Source organism: Hymenobacter roseosalivarius DSM 11622, from assembly GCF_900176135.1.
In the GTDB taxonomy this organism is placed as follows: domain Bacteria; phylum Bacteroidota; class Bacteroidia; order Cytophagales; family Hymenobacteraceae; genus Hymenobacter; species Hymenobacter roseosalivarius.
The window spans coordinates 99,988-122,882 of sequence record NZ_FWWW01000052.1 but is presented as its reverse complement, the minus strand read 5'-3'; the positions used below and the strand labels follow the sequence as shown (position 1 = coordinate 122,882).

16 protein-coding genes and 2 pseudogenes are annotated in these 22,895 nt (G+C 47.9%); 6 read left to right on the top strand and 12 right to left on the bottom strand.

Annotation, left to right across the window (positions count from 1 at the left end):
• Positions 1-152 precede the first annotated feature (152 nt).
• Both B9A24_RS06735 and B9A24_RS06730 read right to left on the bottom strand, forming a co-directional pair.
• Positions 153-2,405 (bottom strand): sodium-translocating pyrophosphatase, encoded by a 2,253-nt coding sequence (locus tag B9A24_RS06735; protein ID WP_234997049.1) that lies wholly within the window; start codon positions 2,403-2,405, stop codon positions 153-155.
• Between the two features lie 252 nt (positions 2,406-2,657).
• Positions 2,658-3,572 (bottom strand): M20/M25/M40 family metallo-hydrolase, encoded by a 915-nt coding sequence (locus tag B9A24_RS06730; RefSeq protein ID WP_084444408.1) that lies wholly within the window; start codon positions 3,570-3,572, stop codon positions 2,658-2,660.
• Between the two features lie 149 nt (positions 3,573-3,721).
• Here B9A24_RS06730 and B9A24_RS06725 point away from each other — a divergent pair, with 149 nt between their 5' ends.
• Together B9A24_RS06725 and B9A24_RS06720 are read left to right on the top strand one after the other, a co-directional pair.
• Positions 3,722-4,927 carry a tetratricopeptide repeat protein gene (locus B9A24_RS06725; RefSeq protein ID WP_234997047.1) on the top strand — a complete coding sequence of 402 codons (1,206 nt, stop codon included), beginning with the start codon at positions 3,722-3,724 and terminating at the stop codon, positions 4,925-4,927.
• Positions 4,928-4,944: 17 nt separating this feature from the next.
• Positions 4,945-6,312: a hypothetical protein gene (locus tag B9A24_RS06720; protein WP_084444406.1), complete on the top strand. Its 1,368-nt coding sequence runs from the start codon at positions 4,945-4,947 to the stop codon at positions 6,310-6,312.
• Here the strand turns inward: B9A24_RS06720 and B9A24_RS06715 are convergent, their stop codons facing one another.
• The 6 genes from B9A24_RS06715 to B9A24_RS06690 form a co-directional block, all read right to left on the bottom strand.
• Complete coding sequence (locus B9A24_RS06715; RefSeq protein WP_084444405.1) at positions 6,313-7,101, bottom strand: formyl transferase; 789 nt, start codon at positions 7,099-7,101, stop codon at positions 6,313-6,315.
• A complete protein-coding gene (locus B9A24_RS06710; RefSeq protein WP_200813876.1) occupies positions 7,098-8,159 on the bottom strand; it encodes a polysaccharide deacetylase family protein in 1,062 nt (353 codons plus the stop codon). The genes B9A24_RS06715 and B9A24_RS06710 overlap by 4 nt, the downstream gene beginning before the upstream one ends.
• Positions 8,160-8,171: 12 nt before the next feature.
• Positions 8,172-9,248: a glycosyltransferase family 4 protein gene (locus B9A24_RS06705; protein ID WP_084444404.1), complete on the bottom strand. Its 1,077-nt coding sequence runs from the start codon at positions 9,246-9,248 to the stop codon at positions 8,172-8,174.
• Positions 9,249-9,718: 470 nt separating this feature from the next.
• Positions 9,719-10,906 carry a glycosyltransferase gene (locus B9A24_RS06700; RefSeq protein ID WP_159451972.1) on the bottom strand — a complete coding sequence of 396 codons (1,188 nt, stop codon included), beginning with the start codon at positions 10,904-10,906 and terminating at the stop codon, positions 9,719-9,721.
• A 71-nt stretch (positions 10,907-10,977) separates the two neighbouring features.
• Positions 10,978-12,840, bottom strand: a complete 1,863-nt coding sequence (gene asnB / locus B9A24_RS06695; protein WP_084444402.1) for an asparagine synthase (glutamine-hydrolyzing) — start codon at positions 12,838-12,840, stop codon at positions 10,978-10,980.
• A 40-nt stretch (positions 12,841-12,880) separates the two neighbouring features.
• Positions 12,881-14,005: a glycosyltransferase family 4 protein gene (locus B9A24_RS06690; RefSeq protein WP_084444401.1), complete on the bottom strand. Its 1,125-nt coding sequence runs from the start codon at positions 14,003-14,005 to the stop codon at positions 12,881-12,883.
• Positions 14,006-14,488: 483 nt separating this feature from the next.
• Here B9A24_RS06690 and B9A24_RS06685 point away from each other — a divergent pair, with 483 nt between their 5' ends.
• The 4 genes and pseudogenes from B9A24_RS06685 (at position 14,489) to B9A24_RS06665 (ending at position 19,211) form a co-directional block, all read left to right on the top strand.
• Complete coding sequence (locus B9A24_RS06685) at positions 14,489-14,704, top strand: transposase (protein WP_159451971.1); 216 nt, start codon at positions 14,489-14,491, stop codon at positions 14,702-14,704.
• A 667-nt stretch (positions 14,705-15,371) separates the two neighbouring features.
• A pseudogene (locus tag B9A24_RS23355) lies at positions 15,372-16,338 on the top strand (IS701 family transposase).
• Between the two features lie 478 nt (positions 16,339-16,816).
• Positions 16,817-17,881 (top strand): annotated as a pseudogene (locus B9A24_RS23350) (IS701 family transposase).
• A gap of 409 nt (positions 17,882-18,290) precedes the next feature.
• On the top strand, positions 18,291-19,211 hold the full coding sequence (locus B9A24_RS06665; RefSeq protein ID WP_084444397.1) for a hypothetical protein: 921 nt from the start codon (positions 18,291-18,293) through the stop codon (positions 19,209-19,211).
• 442 nt (positions 19,212-19,653) lie between these two features.
• Here the strand turns inward: B9A24_RS06665 and B9A24_RS21540 are convergent, their stop codons facing one another.
• The 4 genes from B9A24_RS21540 to B9A24_RS06645 all read right to left on the bottom strand — a co-directional run bounded on the left by B9A24_RS21540 (position 19,654) and on the right by B9A24_RS06645 (position 22,868).
• Positions 19,654-20,028 carry a hypothetical protein gene (locus tag B9A24_RS21540; protein ID WP_143434803.1) on the bottom strand — a complete coding sequence of 125 codons (375 nt, stop codon included), beginning with the start codon at positions 20,026-20,028 and terminating at the stop codon, positions 19,654-19,656.
• Positions 20,029-20,144: 116 nt separating this feature from the next.
• Positions 20,145-21,329: a hypothetical protein gene (locus B9A24_RS06655; protein ID WP_143434802.1), complete on the bottom strand. Its 1,185-nt coding sequence runs from the start codon at positions 21,327-21,329 to the stop codon at positions 20,145-20,147.
• Between the two features lie 26 nt (positions 21,330-21,355).
• The gene (locus B9A24_RS06650) at positions 21,356-22,249 is read right to left on the bottom strand and encodes a hypothetical protein (protein WP_084444395.1); all 894 of its coding nucleotides are present in this window, start codon (positions 22,247-22,249) and stop codon (positions 21,356-21,358) included.
• A gap of 1 nt (position 22,250) precedes the next feature.
• Positions 22,251-22,868 carry a hypothetical protein gene (locus B9A24_RS06645; RefSeq protein ID WP_143434801.1) on the bottom strand — a complete coding sequence of 206 codons (618 nt, stop codon included), beginning with the start codon at positions 22,866-22,868 and terminating at the stop codon, positions 22,251-22,253.
• Positions 22,869-22,895: the final 27 nt, after the last annotated feature.

The following is a 22,895-nucleotide window of genomic DNA, read 5'->3' as shown; positions in this document are numbered from 1 at the left end:
AGGTAGGACATAAAAAGCAGCCCCTTCTGTGCGAAGAGGCTGCTTTTTATGTGTTGCTCCTTGACATCAGAACGTCGCGAACTCCCGCCAATTTCGAAAACCGACTGTTCGCCACCCTTCTTATGATAGGTAATAGGCGGGCTACAAGCCTGTTAACGGGTGTGCTGCCACAACGCATAAACGGCTTTGGCGGCCCCCGGAGCTAAATCGGCGCAGCTTACTTTGGGCTCTATAATACGCTCCACGGGCTTAGCTCCGACCGGCGCGACGCCTTCCCGCATGGTACCATCGGTAACAGCGATGTGGGGGGCAATTACCAGCGACACAATGCTCATCAGCTTGATGAGAATGTTCATGGATGGCCCGGAAGTGTCCTTGAATGGGTCGCCTACGGTATCGCCGGTCACGGAGGCTTTGTGCGCGTCGGAGCCTTTGTAATGCATCGTGCCATCAATCATCACGCCCTTCTCGAACGACTTTTTAGCGTTATCCCAGGCACCGCCGGCGTTGCTTTGAAAGATGGCCATCAGCACGCCCGAAACGGTAACGCCCGCCAATAAGCCCCCCAGGACTTCCGGGCCGAAGCTAAAGCCAACAAGTATGGGAACAAGAAGCGCGATAGCACCCGGCAACATCATTTCGCGGATAGCAGCCTGGGTAGAAATGGCCACGCACTTTTCGTACTCGGGCCGGCCAGTGCCTTCCATGATACCGGGAATTTCGCGGAACTGTCGGCGTACTTCCTGCACCATTGCCATTGCTGCCCGGCCCACGGCCGAAATAGCCAGCCCGGAGAAGATAAACGGAATCATGCCGCCCACGAATAGGCCCGCCAGCACATCGGCGTGGCTGATATCGATGACGCTGATGTTGGCCGTGCCCATGAAGGCAGCAAACAAAGCCAGCGAAGTCAGTGCTGCTGAGGCAATGGCAAAGCCCTTGCCGGTAGCAGCCGTGGTATTGCCTACGGCATCCAGAATGTCGGTACGCTCCCGCACTTCCTTCGGCATCTCGCTCATTTCGGCGATACCTCCGGCGTTGTCGGCAATAGGCCCGAAGGCATCAATGGCCAGCTGCATTGCGGTAGTGGCCATCATGCCAGCGGCGGCAATAGCGACGCCATAAAGACCGGCACACCGGAACGACAACACGATACCAGCAGCCAGCACCAGGATCGGCAACACCGTAGACTCCATACCAATGGAGAGGCCACCAATAACCGTGGTGGCATGACCAGTACTACTCTGCTTTACGATGCTCAGCACCGGCCGTTTGCCCATTGCCGTATAGTATTCCGTGATAATGCTCATCAGCGTACCAACCGCTAGGCCCACGATAATGGCATAAAACACGTCCATCGAATCAAAGGCAACAGCACCCGCCCGATTGATTACCATCTCGCCGGCTGGCAGCATCCAGCGCACCAGAAAGTAGGAGGAAACCGCCGTCAGCACTACCGACACATAGTTGCCAAAGTTCAGCGCGCCCTGCACGTCGCCGCCTTCTTTTACCCGTACGGTCAGAATACCCAGCAGCGAGGAGATGATGCCAATACCGGCAATAACCATCGGCAACAGGATAGGCGACAGGCCATTGAACTGATCATTGGTAGCGGCTACCTCGCGGCCCAGCACCATCGTAGCCAGAATAGTAGCCACGTAGGAGCCAAACAGGTCGGCCCCCATGCCAGCCACGTCGCCCACATTGTCACCCACGTTGTCGGCAATGGTAGCAGGGTTGCGCGGGTCATCTTCGGGAATACCCGCTTCTACTTTCCCTACTAAGTCGGCTCCCACGTCGGCAGCTTTGGTGTAGATACCGCCACCCACGCGGGCGAAAAGCGCGATGCTCTCAGCCCCCAGTGAAAACCCGGTCAGCACTTCCAGCGCCGTTTCCATCTCAATTCCATTGGCACCGGCACCTTCACTCACCACGAACATATTGTAGAACACAATGAACAGTGAGCCCAGGCCTAATACGGCCAAACCCGCCACGCCCATGCCCATTACTGAGCCACCGGAGAAAGACACGTTCAGGGCTTTGGCCAAACTAGTGCGGGCCGCCTGCGCCGTACGCACGTTGGCTTTCGTGGCAATCTTCATCCCGATAAAGCCCGCGAGTGCCGAAAACACGGCCCCAATCAGGAAAGCAATAACAATAACAGGGCTCGACTTTTCGCCGGTAGTGCCCAGGTAGCCCAAAAAGGCGCAGGCAATGAGCGCGAACAAAGCCAGCACTTTATATTCAGCTTTCAGAAAGGCAATGGCGCCATCGGCGATATAGCCAGCAATGGTGCGCATGCGTTCGTCGCCGGCATCTTGTCGGGCGACCCAGCCCGAGCGCAACCATGTGTACAATAGGGCCAGCACGCCTAGTGCGGGGGCTACGTAAAGAATTTCCATCATAGAAGCGGTGGTGAGGGGTAAGCGTTTAGGGTTAGGATTAGTGAATGAAAGAATGTTTTGGGCTCGTAAAATAGAGCTTATTAGCTAATCCTCAAGTTCTCAGCCCGCAAAAGTGAGAGGAGGAACTCCCCTGCACTTTACAATCAACCGTTAAGTATAGCTTGGTACATCTCTTCGGGTCGAAGCCTCATCTAAAAAAAGCCCCCCAGACTAGTCTGGGGGGCTTTTTGCGTTCAAAGTCTACTTGCGCTTCTATAGCTCCCGCATGAGTACCTGATACAGCGCCAGCATACTGGCAATGTCGCGCTTGTCCACGAGCTCGTCGGGTGAGTGCACATGATCCTCGGGCGCGCCCACAAAGCACCAATCCCAAGGTTGAGTGCTATGCTGCAACTCCTTTGCATCGGAGCCGCCACCACCTTCTACTTCCAGCTGATGCGGAATACCGGCAGCTTTTGCGATTTGGCGAATACGCTCCACATAAGAGCGGCGCGGAATTAAAGAGTCTCGCAGCGAAATAGCTACTCCCTGGCCCGCGTGTACTCCTTCCGTCACCCAGGTGATGTCTGAAATCAAAGCCTGACGAACTCCGTATGTTTCATAGATGTGCTTGGCCAAATAAGCTACGGAGCCCCCGCCGTGCTCTTCCCAGCAGCTGAACACCAGAATACCATGCTCCAGCGTTTCGGCCAGACGCAGCGCATTCCACACGCCCAGCCGGTTATCGAGGTAGCACGACTGCACCGTATCGGCCGTTTCGCGGAAGTCGCAGGCAAAGGTCAATTCCGTGCCCCGCTCAATGTCGCGAGTGAACTCATAGCTCAGTTCACCGGTTTCGTCGTCTACGGCGAGTGTGCAGGCAACGTCGCCTTGCGCGTCATGGCCCACCAGACGATAACCACTTTCTACTTGTGGGCCACCAATACGCACCAATTGGCGGCCGTAGCGCACCGTAAACCCAATGCTGTCAAGATGAGCGAATACCGCTGTTCGAGGCGTTCCAAATACCAGCATTATGCAATCTTGCCACTCTTCTCCCTGTATTATCGCTGGTCGTACACGCCAGCTCGTCTGATTCTCGTTAATGTATCGTAACAAGAATTCTGTCAGAGGAGCTTCGTTGCCGGCCGGTGCCGAAATCTCACACAAGGTTTTTAGCAGATGCATACGCAGTATGTTGTTCACCCAAAACTAGGATAAAAGCCATACTTTAGCCCTCTTGCCAGCCGCACAAGCCCCAAAACCTAGCGTAGCCGACGATTGCACTAGCATATCCCATGATCCGAGAACTTCGATTTATTCTGTTATTACTTTTTATGGCGACTGGCGCTCAGGCCCAAAAAAAGGACAGCACCCGTATCCCCCCTCCTATCCGCACGATTGAAGTAGAAAACGTCGATGTTTTGCCAACCGCCGATACCAAAGGTTGGCTGCTGCTGGACAAAGACATTCAAACTGAGCTCGATGGCGCGGTGCAAAATCTCTACAACTTCAAGTATGATAAGGCCGAGAAGCAGTTCCGGTCGTTGCGGCGGCGCTACCCCGAGCATCCGATGCCGTATTTTCTGCTGGGCCTGAGTACTTGGTGGAAAATCGTTCCAACCAACGTGCAGACCAAGCAGTATGACAAGCTGTTTTTCGCCTACATGGATACGGCTATCACCTATGGCGAAAAACTATATAAAGCCGACAAGAAGAACTACGAGGCCTGCTTTTTCCTCTCTGCTGCCTACGGCTTTGATGCCCGACTGAACGCGGAGCGGGCCAACTGGCGCAAAGCTACCGTGAGTAGCCGACGCGCCCTTGAGTATCTGGAAAAAAGCAAGGAAGCTAACGGCCTGAGCCCGGAATTCCTGTTTGGCCAAGCCTTATTTAACTATTACGCCGTCTGGATTTCAGAAGAATATCCGCTTTTGCGCCCTGTCCTTTTGTTTTTTCCCAAAGGAAACAGAGAGCTAGGTTTACAGCAGCTTAAGAATGTAGCTGACAATGGATTTTACACCGGCACAGAAGCTAAATTCTTTCTGATGCGCATCCTCAATAATGAGGAAAATAAACCCGCCGCATCCATGCCCGTTGCGCGCTTTTTAGCCAGCAACTACCCTGACAATGGGTATTTCCAACGCTTCTACTCCTTACTGTGCTTCAACGAAGGAGATTTTCGGGAGTGTGAGCGCATAAGCCGCGACATCCTGGATAAACTCAACCGTGGCATGCCTGGTTATGAAGGTATTAGCGGCCGTTATGCCACCTATTTTTTAGGATGGCTGATGCAAAATAAATATAAGGACCTAGAGAAGGCACAGGACTACTACCAGCGTTGCATCGTATTTGCGGAAAGCACCGACGAAACCAGTGGTGGCTTCTACGTGTACGCCAACTTCAACCTGGCCCGCATTGCCGCCAAGACTCCCGATATAGCTGCTGCCCGTCGCTATTACGAGGTAGTGCGCGACAAGGCTAGCCATAAGTCGGAGCAGTACCAAGAGGCGAAGTCCTACTTGAAGAAAAATAAAATTTAGCCCCCCGGCACCCACGTATGGAGCTGAAAGATCTTCTTCTGACCCCGATTTACCTGGGTGTCTTCTATGCCATTGCCTTCGGTGTGCGCAAGCGGTTTACGAATGTGCTGACGAAGAAGTATTTTATTCCGGCGCTATCGGTTAAGTTTTTGGGTGCAATAGCGTTAGGACTTATCTATCAGTTTTATTATAAAGGCGGAGATACTTTCAATTATTTTAATCATACTAAAATAGTATATCAAGCCTTTTGGGACTCTCCCAGTAGTGGAATTAAACTACTCTTCTCGCATGGCGAATACGACCCCAATACAGCTTCCTATGCTGCAAGAATGGAATGGTATGACGCGCCAAAAGAATTCACCGTTATTAAGATTGCAGTATGGTGTGCCCTTTTATGCTTTAATACATATACGATTATTGCACTTATGTTTGCCACTATCAGCTTCAGCGGTATGTGGGCAATGTTTGTAACCCTTATTAAGGTTAGGCCAAGTATTTACAAATCATTAGCAATATCCGTTTTCTTCATTCCATCCGTATTTTTTTGGGGATCTGGTCTTATGAAGGACTCTATCTGCCTTGGCGCCTTAGGGTGGGTATTCTTCGCATTTTATCGCGGCGCGATTGAAAAGAAACACGTCACAGCCTCTGCTATAATAGGATTTATAGCTGCCTACACTATTTTCACAATTAAGGTATATATATTACTCTGCTTCCTTCCTCCTGCCTTACTCTGGGTTTTTAATGAAAATAGTCAGAAAATTCGTAATCCACTCGTGCGTACATTAGCGAAGCCTTTGTTTTTGATTGCCGGAGTTTTGATTGCAGGTTTTGCCGCAACCACTCTGACAGCTGGGGATGATCAGTATGATGTTACTAAAATCGGCGAAAGGAGCAAGATTACGGCTGATTATCTATATTCGGTGAGTGTAAAGGAGGGGGGCTCAGCCTATCATATAGGAGAGTTGGATGGCACACTAAGTGGAATGATCAAACTTGCTCCCCAAGCTATTATAGTCTCTTTGTTTCGCCCTTTTTTATGGGAAGCACGTAACCCTGTCATGATTTTATCGGCTATTGAAGCGTTATATTTCCTTATTTTCACCATTAGAATATTTTACAAATCAGGTGTCATCAAAACACTTACTACCATCTCACGTAGCCCTGTACTGGTATTATGTTTTGTGTTTTCACTTGTATTTGCCATAGCGATAGGTACTTCCACATCAAATTTCGGCACCCTTGTACGGTATAAAATCCCCCTTATTCCTTTTTACGTGGCAGGGTTGTATATCTTACAGGACATAAGTACTGCTGCTACCCGATCAAAACGTAAAATCATCCGCGCAACTTCCATACGCACACAAGTTGCCACTCCGCGTTAGCTAGCGGATGCCGCTGCGGCTATAAGCGCCCAAATACTCTAAGAGCGTCGGGTGCGACCACAACCGCGACCCACCTTCTGGCGCCGGCCGCAGCTTTACTTCACCCTTCAGAACATCGCGAATGGCCTGCATAAGCAGAGGCAGGCCTGCTGCCAGCTGTAGCAGTGGATACGTGACAAAGTTGTCCTCAGGCGTTGGGTGGATTAAAGCCTGCGCGATAATGCCTCCCGTATCAATGCCTGAGTCAACTAAATGCACTGACACACCGCAATGGGTTTGGTCGTTATTGGCCAAGGCCCAGTAGCCACCGTGTACACCACGGTATAGAGGCGTAATGCCAGCATGGGTATTAATAAACCGGCAGGGCACGCTCATTAATGCCTTTTTGGCAATGATACGAGTGCCATTTACTACTACTACGTCGGGTTGCAGGCGCTGCAGCTCTTCAATGCAGCCGGCTGAATTCACTGAGGCTACGCGACTGATTCGGTCTTCAGGAATTGGTCGGTCATCAAGATGCTCTTTGGTTCGGATAGCGTGTAGACGCCCTTGCGAGAAGGCTTCTAGGGGTTTAGCAATCAATAGTTTGAATAAGATTTGTCCGACCACGACGCTCCATCCCAGCTTTTCACCCCGACGCTTGAGCAGTTGCTTTTGGCTAACAGGCGTTTCGACGATAATTCGCTGTACGCCAAATTCTCGATCTAAGGCGTGAAACAGAATGTCAGTCGATTTGCCTGGACCAGCTAATACTACTATTCTTTGGCTCGATATAGCAACTTGGCTCATGCTTGCTGTTCTTGATCGTTTTGCAAACTTCCAACACTGTCTTTACTCTTCTGCTGACGCTTTTGTAAATACTCTGCAATATTCCCCATAGACAGGCTTTCCATACCATAGCGCGTCTGTAACCAACGAAAATGCTCAGCGATTTGACGCAGAACAGCAATATTTTCAATCAGATTCACCCCAAAATTGTGAGGGTGCCACCACAGGTGAAACACCTGTCCGTGCTGGGCAGCATATTCCATACCACGCAAAATACGCTGCATTCTCAGGCCCTCTAATAACCGGAAACGCCTTGACCATGGCCGCAGAAAACGGCTGGCCGGAATGTTATAAGGGAAAGATTTGGCAATTTCGTCAAGCGAATAGCAGTTCACTCCCGACATGTTCAGGTAAGCATCTATTAAGCGGGCACCACGCTTATAAAGAGCTTGCTGCTTCTCGTTGCGCTCCTTGTAGATCCAGGATGATTCGTTTCCCCGGTAGCTCGTGATACCTACCTCCTCACATATACCCATGTAAGCTGGATTGTATTGATTGCGAGGGAAAACCAGGCTGCGCAGCTCTAAATCATGTTCCTGAGCGACATCAATGGCTGCCTGCAAGTCGTGGCGAAATGATTCGCTTGTCTGACCCTGCTCCAGACAGTAGTAATGACAAAAGGTGTGCGTAGCCAACTCTTGCCCTGGTGTGTGACGCACCTGTTCCAACAGTGAATAGCCAAAGTGGTAAGGGTCGGTTGCCTCGTCATCACCAATACTGTCCAGCGCTAAATAAGGCGAAAGGTTGGGATCAATATAGTTGGGGCGCACTACAGGCAAGTGTGCCAGAAGATCAGGCTTAGTTTTACAGAACAAGAAACCAACAGTAGCCCAGGTTACGCGCAAACCGTATTCCGTAAATACGTCCAGCATAGCCGGAATAGCTTGCCTGACTCCCAGAATATTGGTCCCATACTGCTCTAATGTTTGCTGGTCGCGCACCCCCCAGTTGAGTTCAAAATCAAGAGAGATGACAAATTTCCCCGATTCACGCGGCATAACTTCAATCGTAGTAGTCATATAATCAATAACTCAGCAAAAAAGAGCCAGAAAATTGTCTTTGTTTGATTTTACTGAGTAACGCTCCACAATAGTGCAACGGGCTGCTTTACCCAGTTGGGTGCGTAATTGCTGATTATCCAGCAGCTTGCGCAGACCAGCACACCACTCCTCTTCAGTATCGCATATATAGCCATTGTGTCCCTCCTGCACCACCTCAGTGTTCATACCTACCGGCGACACCAGTGCCGGGATACCAAGGGCCATATATTGTAGGGCTTTAAAGGCACACTTTCCTCGCGCCCACGGGTCGTCTACTAGCGGCATCAACCCTACGTGAAGCTGCAATAAGTCTTCTATTTCGGTTTCTTTGCGCCAGGACACGAACTTTAGATTATTTAGGTGCTGCTGCTCAGGCCGCTGGTTGCATATGACCTGAAATTCAAAGTCGTACCCCTCATTCTGCAGCCTCCTCAGCACGGGCCATATTGAATCCAGATGACGTAGGGTCGTGTGTGTGCCCGTCCAGCCTATTATCGGACGCTCAGAGTGGTGTTGATCACGCATTTGATTGTGGAGATGCTCAGTGTCAAGCGTCGTGGGATTGATAATAACATGGGGGTTGAACTGCCGGGCATAATCACGTAAATAAGCGTTGCCGCAGCTCACCTTATACGCCCAACAGCATATTTGTCCCACTTTCTGCTGCCATTTCAGCTTGCTGATAAACGTTTGTTCACCCGCCGGATCCTTCAACCAGATGGCATCATCGAAATCATAGATAATCCTCTTAGCGAACAGTTTAGCTATTAGCCATTCAATCACCGGTGGCCCGACAGGAGCTGCTTCACGGTGAATGAATACGAAATCAGCCTTAGGCACTTGGGTTAACAACACGCCTGTGCGCCGCAAAAAACCGTGCAGGATTCCCAGTACTTTAGATACTGTGTGTCCTGGTTTATAGATAATATCCCAAGTATTAGCAGATAAGAACGGCTCCATACACCATGTATGCCCAGCGCCGGACAGGAAACCCAAATACTGCTCGAAACGGAATCGTTGCGAAGGAGCTTTACCAAACGGATAAGGTATCAGAAATAAAATATGCATATGAAAAAATCGTGCGGCCGTAGCTACTTCCCCTTCTACAAAGGTACTGCAAGATCGAGACTACGCTGTTCGGGTCCGCTTAGGGTGTGTTGTAGCGATTTTATGAACGGTGTACGCACATTTATTCATGCAACTTTTTGTTAGTCATTCAAGTGAAGCTAACAATGCGTACACCAGACGCGAAATCGCTATATCTCCCTTTTATGCAACAGCAGGTGTTTTTCTGATTGGTTCCGCCGTAATCCCAGCAAACCTCAAACGAGCCCTCTGCCTATGGCAGAAGCCTGTGCTCACTTTGACTGGGCTTGTATGATACTTCCTTTAAGAACAATATTAACAAGACCTATACGCTTGACGAAAACCACTGATAGTCAAACGGTTATTACGAAGATAAAAACTACTGACAAACTTAAAAAAGCCCCCCGGTGCTGCAAAAGCGGTTTTGCAAATGCAACTGCACTGCATAAGTATTAGCTCAGTAGAAATTGATACATTTCAGCATAGCGCCCAATAGCAGCGTCCAGATCGTAATACTCCCGGGCTTTTTCGCGTAGGTGCGCGCCGTTCTTAGTTAACAGCTCCGGAATACGCCGCGCTGTTTTTTCATATTGTTGCTCATTGAGTTCGGATAATGCTAAGCCACCATTAGTATGATCAATTATTTCAGCTACGTCCCCTACCCCTGCATTACAAAGAACCGGCAGACCCATAGCCAGAATCTCCCCAAGCTTAGTAGGAGAGCTAGCCTTTTTGGAATAACTCTGTTTAATAAAGAATAAGTTAAGATCTGAGGCAGCAACAAACTCGGCTACTTGCCTGCGTGTAGCCGACATTACTAGGAAGTCATCATCCTGAACGCCTGATACCTTGTGGGCCGCGTCCAGCACTAAAGTCTTATGTTCCTGGGTTACAAACAGCATCTTAGCCGTTGTATACTGGCGCTTGATAGCAGCAAATTGCTGTAGCATCTCATCCAGCAGATACCAGGTACCAATAGCCCCCAAGTAACTAACTACTAGATCTTGTTGTGATAATCCCAGCTTCTGCCGGGCTGACTGTCGCGCGGCGGGCGTCACGAGCGGAAAGACTGAAAAATCAGCGCTGCATGGAATGACTGTAATAGGTGCTCCGTGGTACGAACTCCAAGTCTGAATTTCACGCTTCCCATTTTCTGTCAGGCTGATAATACCATCAGCAGCAGCAATGAAGGCTGCTTCTTTGCGCTTATACACACGGTAAGCTTGGCGAAACACTGGATTCTTCAGGTCCCACATACCACCTTCTACACGCTCATCAACCCAAAATCCGCGCATATCGAACAAAAACTTGGCTCCGTACTTTCGCTTCAGCACCACACCTACCTCCGCACTTACGTAGCTACGACAGTGAATCAAGTCGAATTGATGCTTGTGATACAGCTTCACTGCCCTTTTCCTTAACTGGTAGCGGTCGTAGAATTTGGCCAAAACCGGCGGCTTTTTTGTAAAGAAGATGTATTCCCAATGAATGCCAGCTTGTTGACAGATATCATAAATAATGGCTTTATATTGCTCAAAACGATCTTTTTTCTCTGTTGACAGCAAAGTAATCTGATAGCCTTGCTTAACAAGGCCCACTAGGTAGGGTAGTACCTGAGATTGGCCTAAAGGGTCGGTCATACCATCATATGAGATGAATAGGACCCGCGGGGCCTTGGCGGAATCGCTCATGTAGCTCGAAAGGTGCGGGATTATTGATTACTGAGCCTATGTGTAGCAGCCCACTGGTGTAGCACAATGAGGAGCCACACACGGTTGTAGAGGTAGTCCCCCCCCGCCTCAAAGCGTTGTAGCAGATTCTTTACCACGCCAAAATGCACGAAACCTGCTTCACTCACTGCTTTTTCGGAAAGGTATTCATCAATCAAATAATGTAAGTCGGTACGCAGCCAGGTGCCTAACGGCACGGAGAAACCCCATTTGGGCCGGTCAAAGATGTGCTGAGGCACATAATCATATAGTACCTGTTTGAGCAGGTGTTTATTACCTTGCTTCGTGACTTTTAATTCAGGCGCCACGTTTAGAGCGAAGCGCACGATGCGATAATCAAGCAATGGTACGCGCGTTTCGAGGGAGTACTTCATCGTCGCCCGATCTACCTTCACCAGCAGATCATCCTGGAGGTAATACTGCATATCAAAAAGGGCTTGCTCTTCAGCAGCCGTGAACGTGCGGCCTTCTGGTAGCAACCAGCGCTCCTGTAGTGCCGGCAGACCCGCTACGTTGGGTTGGAGCAGTTTGCTGATCTCACCTTCTGAAAACATATATTGCTCCTGGGAGAAGATGTGGCTCCGCATCCGCTCGCGGGCAGGATAATCGAGCAACTCGGCCACACGCTTGTAGCGGCTGCCCATGTTACGCAGCAAAAACTTAGCCGGATGGCGTAGGGCATCAAAACCCGTTTTATTCATCCGGTTAGCCCAGGTATACATACCGTAACCGTGAAACAGTTCATCGCCTCCATCGCCGGACAGCGTCATTGTTACGTGTTGGCGAGCTAGTTTGGAAACCATTAATGTGGGCAACGCCGATGAGTCAGCAAATGGCTCGTCATAGATAGTGGCTAACTCTGCCACCATGTCCCGGGCTTCACGCTCAGTTACCGTAAAGGTATGATGATCCGTACCCAGGTGCATTGCCACCGCAGCAGCGTAGCTCGACTCATTGTGTTTAGCTGATTCAAACCCGATCGAGAACGTGCGCACTGGCTTGCTCGATATTGACTGCGCGATGGCAGTCACTACTGACGAGTCGATACCACCGCTGAGAAAGGTACCAAAGGGCACATCAGCAATCATACGATAGCGGACCGAGCTCTTAAGCAAGTCACCAAGTTCCTGCTTAGCTTGGATTGGGTCGCGAATAGGCTCGGCCTCTATTTGATCTTCCAGCTTCCAATAACGCATTTGCTTAAACTCCTCGTTGGTCACACGAATGTGAGCCCCCGAGTCCATCTTCTGGATTTGCGTGTAAATAGTGTGCGGCCGTGGGATGTAGCCTATATGCAGAAATTGGTTGACCGCAACTGCATTGACCGATAACTGCCGTTGAATTTCCGGCAGTGCCACCAGAGACTTCAGTTCTGAAGCAAATACGAAGATGTCATCGCTCAGGTAGTAGTAAACAGGCTTAATACCCATCCTGTCACGGAAAACATCCAATGTTCCGGCCTGCTTGTCATAAATGGCAATGGCAAACATACCATTGAGCTTATGGACAAAGGCCGGCCCTAGCTTCACATATGCCTCCAGAATGACTTCTGTGTCAGAGGCAGTACGCGTTCGTAGTCCCAATTCCTGCCTGATTTCCTGGAAGTTATAGACTTCGCCGTTGAAGATAGCAATATACCGCTCATCGTGAGAAAGCATCGGCTGGTTGGCCGCCGACGAGAGATCCATAATGCTTAGACGCCGATGCCCCAACCCAACATGGCCATTAAAGTAAAAGCCGTCTGCATCTGGCCCTCGGTGGGCCAGGCAAGTAGTCATGCTCCGGAGAGCATCCTCACGAAATGTTACTTGTCGTCGGTTCAGGAAACCGCTTATACCACACATACGAAGTTTTATTTTCTAATCAGACTTTCAAAAGTAAGCGTTAGGCAGCAGTTTTTCCTCTATATAACTGTAGCAGCTGCGAGAAGTAGTTGTCAAAACTGAACCTTCCCAACACGTCAGCTTTGCCCTGACTTTTCAGTCGGGCAGCCAAATCAGGATCATTAATAAGCTGCTGAATAGCCGTTGCTGCCGCTGTTGCATCGCGGTATGGCACTATAAGGGCATTCTCTCCATCCTTCAAAAATTCACTCGCAATACCTGAGATAGTAAATACAGATGGAATTGATAAAGCCAAAGCCTCCAAATATACTAAGCCAAAGGACTCATAATCAGCAGAAGTAGGTAAATGCATGAACACATCAAAGAGTTTGTACATGGATATAACATCATACTCATATTCAATTTCAGTAAAGCTAGTTGTGGGAATGGTTTTCAAAAACTGTTGTACTTGTCCTTTATACGGTCCACGTGCATTTGCAAGGACAAGCTTAGCACGTGGAAATTGCTCAAGCACCATCTGAAACGCCTGTATTATATACTGATGCCCTTTGGGTTCGTCGTATCGCGCAATTACTCCTATTACAGGAAAATCATCTCCTTTAATTTCGTACTTATTACGCAGGCCCTCAATTCTTGCATCAGACGTATTTATATAAGTCTCAAAATCGAGGCCGTGCGGGATAAAAGATATTTTGTCAACACTTACCTTTTCTTTATGCACTAAAATATCCTGAACCGCCGGCGATATAGCTATAATATCAGTAGAAAAGCAATTAATATATTTATCCATCACTACTCCTTTCGGATGGTGCATATGATGCTCACTACCATGGTGTCGAGTATATATTCTATAGGGCACTCTTGCTAACCACGCGGCAGTAATCCCAAGCAAACCAGCGAGGAAAAAGTGAACATGAGCTATATCTACAGCCTCTTTACGCAGTATCTTTTGTATACGAGCGATAACCAATACCCACGAAACAATCGATTCAGTAGTAATTATCTCTGTCTTAATAGCTTGCTTTTGCAAGAATTCGGAGAGCTTTTTACTCGCTGGATTTAATTGAATAACGACTAAATGCTCAACAGAAAAGGATAACTCAAGCAAGGTGCGCTCAAGAATCAGCATTCTATCGACACCAGAAACAACATATGCTATTCTCATTGGGTGTTTATTTGTTTAGTATATAGAAGCCGTTAAAAATTAGCGAGATACTATGTTCTGAAATACCCCCGTTGGAACAAATTGCACTCTTGTGCAATGGGCTTTCCTGGCCGTCCGTGAAAAATGGCCGTTTCTGGCTTGTTCCAGTGGGATAAACATCCGAAAACTCTAATTTTCAACAGGCTTTATAGACTAAAGGACTGTACGCACTCATCCATAATCAATTGAATTCGATAGCTAATAGATACCTGCAAAGATATACCTACTGAACAAGATTGTTAAAGACTGTTAAAAATCAGCATTTCACTTTCGCAGGGCCAGGACCTCTTATCCTGATTGCGAAGGTCTTCTTAGAACATGTTAAAGAATGTAAGTAGCTGAACGACAAAGGGGAGCCGGCCAGGTTGATGATTTTCGTCAATCCGACCAAAGATGTACGAAACCGACCTGATCGACTCCCAATGGTAAGTTATCGAGAAAAACTTGCCCACCAAACGCCACCGTAAGTGTGGGTTACGCCTCATTCTCAATGCCTTGCTCTATTTGAAGAAGAGTGGCTGCCAGTGGCACCTGTTGCCCAACGACTTTCCACCCTACCCGATCTGCTTTTATTACTTCCAGCGCTGGCAGGCCGACGGACGCTGGGCGCACCTCAATAAAAGCCTAGTTCAGCAAGAGCGTCAGCAGCCCGCGCCTTAGCGCTAGGCCAGCCCGAGCGTCGCCATTCTGGACGCGCAATCCATCAAATCCAGCGAGCGGGACGTGGGCCAGACAGGCGTCGACGGCCACAAGAAAGGGAAGGGCCGCAAGCGCCAACTCGTCGTTGACAGTGGGGGCCGGCGCACGAGAACGAGCGCACGGGCGGCCGTCAAGCGTTGTAAGAGCTGCTCATACAGGGCTATAAGCGACTTTTTATCGTGTTAACGGACGCGGGCTATGCCGTCCGCTGGCTCAGTGGGTGCATGAACGCTGCAGTTGGCGGCTCGAAACCGCCCCCGGCCTGTGCGGAGACGGCGGCTTCACGCCCCAGCCCATCCGCTGGGTCGTCGAGCGTTCTATCAGTTGGTTGCACTGGGACCGACGCTTAAGCTGGGACTACGAATGCGAAACCAGCAGCGCCGAAGCAACCTTGTTGTTATCCAGTATCCGGCACCTCATCTGAAAATTTTAACAGGCTCTTAGCAGTTAAAGTGAGCAGATTCTAAGCCTTAAATCCAGACATCCTGCTCTCTTCAAGAGTTTACATAATCACCCTTCATACACTCTAGGGTAGAATAATCTTTAGCCAGCAAGGTATTTAGCTTACTCCAAACTTTATTATTAGGACTTACGCACGGGCTGTACATTAGACTAAAAATGGCCTCTTATGCTAACTCAAAGCACGTATATTGATTTTTTGCTCAACACGACGCGCAATTATACCGGCACCCATTTGGCGGCCTACCTACCGGAGGTAGGCCATGACCAGGTGAATCGATTTTTACAAGACAATACGTTCTCGTTCAGCCAGTTGCGCACCTTGGTTGCGCCCCTGTTGGCCGATTCGCCCGAAGTGTTTCTGCTCGAGGACGACAGCGTCTAAGACAAGCGCTATAGCCGCTTTATTGAACTAGCTCAGCGCCAGTATTCGGGCAACGTCCACCGCGTGGTCACGGGCATTTGGCTGGTGAATCTGGTGCACAGCAGCGGGGAAAGCGGGTATTTCCTGCCCCTGGATTTTCGGGTGTACGCGCCGGGCCAGAACGGCAAGACCAAAAACGACCATTTTCAGGCCATGTTCGCCCAGGTAGTAGCCGAGGGAACCATCCAAGCGCGCACCATGCACTTCGACAGCTGGTACGCCAGCAGCGAGAACCTGAAAGTGATTCACCGGGCGGGCTGGACGTTTTCTACCACCTTGAAAAGCAACTAGTTGGCAAGCGTGGGCAAAGAAACGGGCTACCAGACCCTCGGCACGCTGGAATCGCCGGCAGGGGGGCTGGAGCCGGGGCGTGGAGGTACGCGTCCAACAAGTACCTTTTGGCGTCAAACTCTTCAAGCTGGTTGCCACAGACGGCAGCACTGAATGGGGCATTACCAATCACATGGCCGCACATCTGAGCCGGGAAATGGTGATTGACGCCGCGCAGGTACGCTGGCACGTAGAAGAGCTGCACCGCAGTTTTAAGCAATTGACCGGCTCGGAGAGGTGTCAGTGCCGCAAAGCGCAGGCACAGCGAAACCATTTGACCTGTTGTTATTTAGCTTGGGTATCGTTGCGGCAATACGTGCGCCCCATCGGCCGAACGATATATCAAGCCGCTTGCCTGCCGTGGACAGAGGGGCTACGTTAACAATTGCAAAAGTCCTCTATCCCTGTTTTACTACCTGTGGCTGCGTAAGTCCTAGTGAAAAAGGTATGCCTGATCTTAACGTCTAGATAATGAGCCATGCCACCTCTGGCCGGCGTGGGGGCTAGCGAGCCGACTTCCCACTCGGAGCGACAAGAACGTATTGACAAAGGTGCGGCTGTCGCTAAAGGGTTTGGCGGTCTGCGTTTGGCGGGCGTCCGGTTTGCGGCAGGCAGCCTCCACCCGTGCATATAAGTCAAGTGAGTAGGGTTGCATAAATCAGCCTACGCAAACCACTCAGAAATGGCTGTTTCGTTCATGAAAGAACTATAGCTGACTTTGACTGGAATATCATATTATTGCCCATTCTCAGTCGCAGGAACAGCCCGCTACAATGAGCAGTTGAACCCTCATGGGTAAATAGTACATGATTCACTGATGTTACGCAGTCGAAGGATGGTTCTGCTCGTTTAGGATGGGTATGGAAACTTGCACGCTGGACCTGTACACGCATTATTTGCTGAGTTCGACGGGCCCGACGACGGCCACGGGCTTGTCGCGCCTGCTGGACGGGACCCTGAGCCACGACCACATCCCGCGCTGGCTGAGCAGCGCCGCGTGGGGTTCGGCGGACATTTGGCGGCAGGCCAAGCCGCTGATTCGCCAAGCCGAAGCCCAGCGGCTGGCGGAAGAGTTTGCCGTGCTCATCGTGGATGATTTCATCCTGGAAAAGGCCCACACCGATGCCAACGAGGTGATTGGCACCCACTGGGACCACGGCCAGTAGCGCTACGGGAAGGGCCTGAATGTCGTCAGCCTGCTTTACCAGGCCGGGGGGCTGGCCCTGCCCCTGGCCGTCGAGCTGGTGCGCAAAACCGTGGCCGTGTGGGACCCGAAAACGCAGCAAACCAAGTACCAAAGCCCCTTTACTAAAAACGAGTACCTCCAGCACCTGTTGCGCGTGGTCCAGCAGCAGGTGGCCTACCGCTACTTGCTGGCCGACAGCTGGTACGCCTCGGCCGAGAACATGACCCTGGTGCGGGCCTTAGGCCACCACTTCGTCTTTGCCCTGGAAAGCAGCCGCACTGTCGCCTTGAGCGAAGCCGGGCGGGCGCAAGGCCAGTTTCACGCCGTGCAGTCGCTGACGTTTCCCGACACCCACCCCCTGCGGGTCTATTTGCGAGCCGTGAAAGAAGCGGTACTCGTGACCAGGCAAGTCTTGACAAACCAGGACGGCAGCCAGGGCGTGTTGTATCTGGTCAGCAGCGACACCGACCTGAATCAGGCGCAATTGACCATGATCTACCAGAGACGGTGGAAAGTGGAAGAGTATCATAAGTCGCTCAAACAGAACGCGTCCATGGGCAAGTCGCCCACCAAAACCCTGGCCACGCAGGCTAACCATTTCCTGGCTGCCGTGCTGGCCTACACCAAACTCGAAGTCCTGAAAGTAAAGTGTGGCCTGGGGCATTTTCGCCTCAAAGCTCAACTCTACGCCGTGGAGCTAAAAGCCATGTACCAGCAACTCGCCCTACTTCGTGCGTAACATCAGTAATAAGTTAAACCGCTATAGCGGTTTCGTGAACGATGTACACTTTTTATTCATTTCAAATAGCTGATTATCAATGCATAACTACCTTAAAACAGGTAAGCTAGATACGAAAGCGCTATATATGCTGTAATCGGCTGAATATTAGCCGCATGGTTTCCGACTAAAAGAGAATGGTTACTGTATTGGTCGCCTTAAACAAAGTAATGTAATCGTCTAGTATCACGCTACGACTGCAATTATATTTAAATCTAAATACTCAGCCTCAATCTGGGTATTGGTGTGTTTATACTACCTTCGTACTAGATATCTATAACACAGAGTATTCGGCCTTTTTAATAGAATAGTTCAAAATAACTGTCTATCGCGCAGCACGGAAACTCAATCAGGCATTTTTCCACCGACAATGAAGAAGCAGAACATTATTATGTCTTTGGCAAGTGGTTATTCCTATAGTCAGCTTAAGCCTTTTATCGATACCCTATACAGTAGTGGCTACACAGGCAAGTTTATATTATTTGTTTCAAATATTACGAAGGAAGCTTTAAACAGCCTAGAAAGGCGCGGCATTACGTTGATTCATTATTCTGATAACTATCCTTATTTACCAAATAATCCAGAAATCCCTAGCAACATCGTAGACCAGAGCAAAGAAGTATTATCGCCCAATAGCTTGCGCTATATATTGTACTACCTTTATCTGAAGAACGCTGGCAGTGAGCAAATAGATCGTATAATGTTCTCCGATATCCGAGATGTCATTTTTCAGAAAAATCCATTTGATTATAATTATAAGCCTGGGCTATATTGTTTCTTAGAGGATGCCGACACTAAGATAAAAGATGAAAAGCACAACTCTTTTTGGATACAGCACGGCTTTGGGCCAGAGGAATTGTCTAAAATAGGGCACAATACTATATGCTGCTCTGGGGTAACAATTGGGGATTATGTATCGATAATAGACTATCTAGAAAAAATGATAAATCATATCATAAAATTAAAAAATGTAGGCGGGCTTGATCAAGGCATTCATAACTATCTCATATATAATAACAAACTCGATTCGCTCAATTTGATAAATGATGATGAAGGTCCGATAACGACTCTCTCATACTTCAAAAACTTCAATAAAGTATTATTTCACAATGGATCTATAATTAACAAATCTGGACAACCTGTTAATATAGTTCATCAATACGACCGAAACTTATCTTTACTCAGGAAATATTATTTCAAAGGATATATAAATCAATTGATAAATATTTCTAAAAGAAACGTCTTAGAAATAAGGCTATTCGCTCGCATTTGGAATAGCATTAGATCATAGGATGATAATTATCAAATAATTTTTGTATTTAACTATCCCGTCGTTTAAACTAGCTCAAGGGTAATTCGTGTTTTACCTCTTTATAGCAGTTTTATGACTCTTGTACATGCTACGCGATAGCAACAGTAGTTGAACCACGCGTTGGCATCGTCGTCGGTCATCCAATTGATGGCTGCTTGGATAGCCTCTTCCAAGGCTTCGCGCGTGCGGACCTGCGTCTGGCGCAGCTTGGCTTTGAGCTTGCTTGCTCCATGCTTGTTCAATGGGCGAGAAATCAGGCGAGTATGGCGGTAAAAGTGGTATCTGCACGCCGCGCTTAACCAATTGCTGCGCCAAACCACTTATTTATACACAACCAGGTTGTCCGAGACTAACACGTCGCCGCGGCGCAACTACGGGGCTACCAGCACGCGGGCGATGTAGAAGGCGAAGCTGCGCTGGGTTAGCGTCCAGCACCTGTACGCCGCGCAGCCCATTCACGCCCAGTGCCCCGCCCCCGCCGCAGCGGTGCGCCTTGGCCTACCCGCCGGCTGCCGCAGGCGCCGGCGTAGCGACGGGTGTAATCCAGGCACAGCCCCGTCCCGTCTAGGAAATAAAACCGATGCACGTCCCGGCGCGTCGCCACCTGATCGACGTGCTGGCACGGTGGCGGCCCGCCCCGGCGGCTTGGCCGCCACCGTGCCGCTAGCGGGCGCAGCAACTTGGTCACACACGATAGGTTCACCCCGATCTGAACCTTTACTACGTACTGCCGCCGCACCAGCTGTCGGTAAGCAGCGGCGATTTTTTCGCGTAAATTAAGGGAGTGAGCACGCATCTTCGTAGTTACGAGCCCGCCGCTAAAAAGTGTACACTGCCTATGAAACCACTATAAGGCAATCTAGCATCTTCTCATGTCCAACTAGGAGATGCCTCCTTTTGCATAAAAAACAACTAAATTTCTCGTAGCAAATACTCTACCGAGTAATCACTTATAATATAGAATTTCTGCCTATCGGAATTACTGTATTGTATCTTGGCCTCAAGCCTGCTTACAAAAGCTTGGGGTGAGAGCCAACTATCGTAATAATTAATAACATTATTTCTAAGGTTAGTTATTTCTTTTGTAGGCATCGATAAAACCATTTGTATGGCAGTGAGCAAACCGCTTTCACCCTTATAGGATATACAATTAATCCCATTCTCTAAGGCGGGTTCGAACATATGTGGGAACTCAGTAATAGGAATACAACCTACTGCCATAGATTCGATCTGATTATGGCATTGCGGCACCGCAATTCCCGGACAATGTAAAAAAAAGTCAGCTTTTGCTAATGTATCAAGCCACTCATCGTACTTAATGAGTTCTGATTGCGCAAGCCTGGTTTGCTCAGTCCAAACGTGCAAAACCAATTTATTTATGTACCCAGATTTAGTAAGGCACATACATTTATCAAATGGCACTAAAGAAGAAGCGTCTAGCTCTTGTTGCAGACTAGATATAATCTGTGCGCGACTTAGTATTTCAAACAACGATTTCAAATTATAATTATCGTATAAAGGCATAATACTATTGCCAGAAAAAAATATCCTGAACAATCTATCGCTTTTCCGCAGATATGAAATTTTTGATATTTGGTTTAGCTTATAAATAGTAGGGTGCATAGCATAAGGCATCACAATGAAGTCCTGCTTCAACCTGACTCCAGAGATTGTACGCTTAAAGCAACAGACATCATAGTACAATACTGGTATGTTTGGATATTTAACCATGTATTCGTGAGCAATTTTTCCCGTATCACATAATACCAGATCGATGCGCATTACTGGCTTCTTGACAATAAAAACAGATTTAATCTTTACTAAATCACTTTTAAAATTCAGAAAAGAGGAAAGGTGCAAATTATTTTTAATTAAATAAGAATTTGCAAAACATTGATCAAAAAAATAGAAAAGAATAATAGCAATTCTTTCATCCCTTCTGCTTCGAAGTTCGAAAATAATATTTTTCTTATTTTCACAGGGTACTGGCTTATCAATTGATGACGCAATTGTATAACGCCAAGTATTATACATTTTTTTGTATATATTTAATTTATAGAAAAGCCTTACTATATTCATGGCTAATTTTTTCAGCAAAAACAAACAAAAATTACGGCCGCGCTTTATGATCGTTGCACAATCATTGCTACCACCTTACGCATTCTAGATGCCCAGATAGAATTTTGAATCCCAAACCTAAATTTGCTAGGCATGAAAGGAGGATTATCGTTATAATAATTCATTAGTTCCAAAACGTTTTTTGCAGGTACGTATTCTAAATAAGGCCATTTGATAGGGTGTAATGGATTAAAATTTTTGGCACAATGATAATTATTTTTATTTAAATTGAGCCAGAATCTTAAATATTGCTCTTTGTCAAAATCATCGGTATGACCCCAGTTGTATACTTTCTCCGTTATCTCTCGCTCCGGTCGGGCCCAAGACTGGTGTAAGATATAAAAAGGCGCATAAATATTAAACCATCTATTAACACGAGCATACTCATAAGCTGGATCATTTGTAGCGACTGGATTACCATCAAGTTTAAAATAATCATTATTGTTAATTACCAGAAAACCTGAATCTAATTGCTTAAACAACATAATATACTGACAGCGGATGTTCACCGACCGATTGAAATATTGTTTTTTAAGCCAACTAGCAAATTTATTAAACCCCAAGAAATATTCATCAGAGTCTAATTGAATATGCCAGCCACCAGGACCCATATATTGGGCCAGAAGGTTTCTCTGCCGCGTATCATTATCTATAGCAGAAAGGTGAGAAAGGTGGAAATCATCTTCATAAATATTAATCTTCTTGTTTGGATCTAGACGTTTGATCAAATCCCGGAAACCAGATTCGTCGAATGAAAAAGGATTGCCGGCCCAACTAATACGATCCTTATCTATAGCTAAGCAGATGATATCTGCCGAGTCATAAATCAAAGGAATCGATTGGGCTAAAAAATACCAATCGTAAGCAACGCAAATTCCTACTTTTATTTGTTGCTTCATTTTATCTAATTTTTAAATGACGCTTCGCATGATATAAGAGATCTCTTACGAACTGAACATTAAAAGGCTCCTTCTTCAATACTTTCCAAGCATATCTATATCCCTCCGAGAATTGATCATGAGAGAAGGCTTGGAGCGCTCTATCTCGTAACAACAAAATGTGTCCTTCTAAAAGCCCAGGTAGTTGCTTGGCCAAAACGCAGACTTTCGCTTCCTTCTCGACCAAAGATAGTTGCTTAAATGAAGAAGTAAATAACTTATTGAATAACGAGTCAGCCGTAATTTTTTGCCCATGCTCCCAATAATGATATACGTATGAATCGCAGGGATGCAGTTCTGAGGCATTCTTCAATACTAATGAGAATGCGTATTGCTCACATGTTTTATGGAGGGTTGCTGGATAAAACTGTTCTGTTAAGGCGTACACATCAGGTAATAGGTTGACTACATACGCTGGCAAGGCCATAACCCCAGCATTCCACGATTCATCTTTGGAAGTTACTTTAATAAGGCCCTTGCTTGTAGTGAACTTCCCTTGCTTTATTAAACTTAAAAATTTAGTATAAGTAGGCATTTTAATACTCGTGTCATGCTCAAAGTTGTACTCAAATAAATGCATGAATATGGATCCTTTGCTCACTGCTTC